1 rRNA gene is annotated in these 3,107 nt (G+C 49.3%); it reads left to right on the top strand.

Annotated elements, in window-relative coordinates:
• The first annotated feature begins 71 nt into the window (after positions 1 to 71).
• Positions 72 to 2,962 (top strand): 23S ribosomal RNA (locus tag ACE1ET_RS20140).
• Positions 2,963 to 3,107: the final 145 nt, after the last annotated feature.

Below are 3,107 nucleotides of genomic sequence, written 5' to 3'. Positions count from 1 at the left end.
GAAATATTTTTTTAGTTAGTAACAAGCGTTAAAGTAGAATATATAACAAACGACTACGACCTGAAGAAGGTCTGAAGAAGTTACTAAGGGCGTATGGTGGATGCCTGGGCTCCCAGAGGCGAAGAAGGACGTGACAAGCTGCGAAAAGCCGCGTAAAGGTGCAAATAACCATTTGATGCGCGGATGTCCGAATGGGGCAACCCGTTATACTGAAGGTATGACATCCTATTAATAGGAGGCGAACCTGGAGAACTGAAACATCTAAGTACCCGGAGGAAAAGAAAACAAAAGTGATTCCCGTAGTAGTGGCGAGCGAAGTGGGAATAGCCTAAACCGTATTTGTTTCGGCAAATGCGGGGTTGTAGGGCTGCGATATTTGGTAATAAATTGAAGAGGAAGCTATCTGGAAAGATATGCCGAAGAGGGTGAAAGCCCCGTACTTGTAAGGTTTATAATTGATAGCAGTACCCTGAGTAGGGCGGGACACGAGAAATCCTGTCTGAATCTGCCAGGACCATCTGGTAAGGCTAAATACTCCTGGGAGACCGATAGTGGACCAGTACCGTGAGGGAAAGGTGAAAAGTACCCCGAACAGGGGAGTGAAAAAGAACCTGAAACCGTACGCCTACAAGCGGTCGGAGCTGCATTTATGTGGTGACGGCGTGCCTTTTGCATAATGAGCCTACGAGTTAGTCGTCACTAGCGAGGTTAATTCTCTTGAGAGGAGTAGCCGAAGCGAAAGCGAGTCTGAATAGGGCGAAGCAGTTAGTGGCGCTAGACGCGAAACCATGTGATCTACCCATGACCAGGTTGAAGTCTCGGTAACACGAGATGGAGGACCGAACCAGTTGACGTTGAAAAGTCTTTGGATGAGTTGTGGGTAGGGGTGAAAGGCCAATCAAACTTGGAAATAGCTCGTACTCCCCGAAATGCATTTAGGTGCAGCCTCATATTAGTTTTGTAGAGGTAGAGCGACTGATAGGGCGCGAGGGCTTCACCGCCTATCAACCCCTGATAAACTCCGAATGCTACAAAATGATGTATGGGAGTGAGGGCGCGGGTGCTAAGGTCCGTGTCCGAGAGGGAAAGAACCCAGAGCATCAGCTAAGGTCCCCAAGTATATGCTAAGTTGACCAAACGCGGTCTGGTTGCTCAGACAGCTAGGATGTTGGCTTGGAAGCAGCCATTCATTTAAAGAGTGCGTAACAGCTCACTAGTCGAGCGACCGGGCATGGATGATAATCGGGCATAAGCATATCACCGAAGCTATGCTATTGATAGCAATATTAATAGGTAGGGGAGCATTCCAGCGACGTTGAAGCAGTATGGTAATGTATTGTGGAGTTTCTGGAAAAGCAAATGTAGGCATAAGTAACGATAAAGGGGGTGAGAAACCTCCTCGCCGAAAGACCAAGGATTCCTGATCAACGCTAATCGGATCAGGGTTAGTCGGGACCTAAGGGTAAGCCGAGAGGCGATCTCGATGGCAAAACGGTTAATATTCCGTTACCTGCTGTAACTGCGAAGGGGTGACGTTGCACTGACAGCCTTGCGTACTGACGGAATAGTACGTTTAAGGGTGTAGATATTGATTTTGGCAGGTAAATCCGCCAAAAGAGTCGAACCTGAAAGTACCGCGAGCCTACGGGCAAGCGGATAAAGGTGTAAGAGCAACCGAGAAAAACCTCTAAGCTTCAGGTTACAGGAGCCCGTACCGTAAACGGACACACGTAGTTGGGTTGAGAATACTAAGGCGCTCGAGTGATTCATGGCTAAGGAACTAGGCAAAATAGGCCCGTAACTTCGGGAGAAGGGTCCCCTGCAGCGATGTAGGGCGCAGAGAAATGGCCCAGGCGACTGTTTAGCAAAAACACAGGGCTTTGCTAATTCGAAAGAAGATGTATAAGGCCTGACACCTGCCCGGTGCCGGAAGGTTAAGGGGGGATGTTATCCTTTAGGGGAGAAGCATTGAACTGAAGCCCCGGTAAACGGCGGCCGTAACTATAACGGTCCTAAGGTAGCGAAATTCCTTGTCGGGTAAGTTCCGACCTGCACGAATGGTGTAACGATCTGGGCACTGTCTCAGCCATGAGCTCGGTGAAATTGTAGTTCCGGTGAAGATGCCGGATACCCGCGACGGGACGGAAAGACCCCGTGAACCTTTACTGCAGCTTCACATTGACACTGGGTAATTGATGTGTAGGATAGGACGGAGACAGTGAGCCGGCTTCGCCAGGAGTCGGGGAGTCATCCTTGAAATACGTCCCTTTACTTACTTGGTGCCTAATCCCTGTACGGGAGACATTGTGTGGTGGGTAGTTTGACTGGGGTGGTCGCCTCCAAAAGAGTAACGGAGGCTTCTAAAGGTGCCCTCAGGACGTTTGGTAATCGTCCGCAGAGTGCAATGGCACAAGGGTGCTTGACTGTGAGACCAACAAGTCGATCAGGTAGGAAACTAGAGCATAGTGATCCGGTGGTTCCGCATGGAAGGGCCATCGCTCAAAGGATAAAAGGTACTCCGGGGATAACAGGCTGATCGCTCCCAAGAGCTCATATCGACGGAGCGGTTTGGCACCTCGATGTCGGCTCGTCACATCCTGGGGCTGGAGAAGGTCCCAAGGGTTGGGCTGTTCGCCCATTAAAGTGGCACGCGAGCTGGGTTCAGAACGTCGTGAGACAGTTCGGTCCCTATCTGTCGTGGGCGTTGGAAATTTGAGGGGATCTGACACTAGTACGAGAGGACCGTGTTGGACGTACCGCTGGTGTACCAGTTGTTTCGCCAGGAGCATAGCTGGGTAGCTACGTACGGAACGGATAAGTGCTGAAAGCATCTAAGCACGAAGCCGGCCTCAAGATAAGATTTCCTTATAGGGTCGTTAGAGACGATGACGTTGATAGGCTGCAGGTGTAAAGGCAGAGATGTCAAAGCCGAGCAGTACTAATTGCCCGAAAGCTTCCAGACCGGTTGTAAGTTGTGTGTTATGATAGTCTGCGCAAAGTTTGTTACAGACGATAAGAAGAATATTTACAAATAAATATGATTGAAGCTCTTTCCTGAAGATATGTTTTTGTTGTAAGATACAAGACATAAGATGTAAGATTTAAGA

Source organism: Quyinboa mangrovi, from assembly GCF_042219825.1.
Classification (GTDB): domain Bacteria; phylum Bacteroidota; class Bacteroidia; order Bacteroidales; family UBA5342; genus JBHJHP01.
The sequence above is the reverse complement of the archived record's forward strand: the minus strand, read 5'-3'. Positions and strand labels throughout refer to the sequence as shown.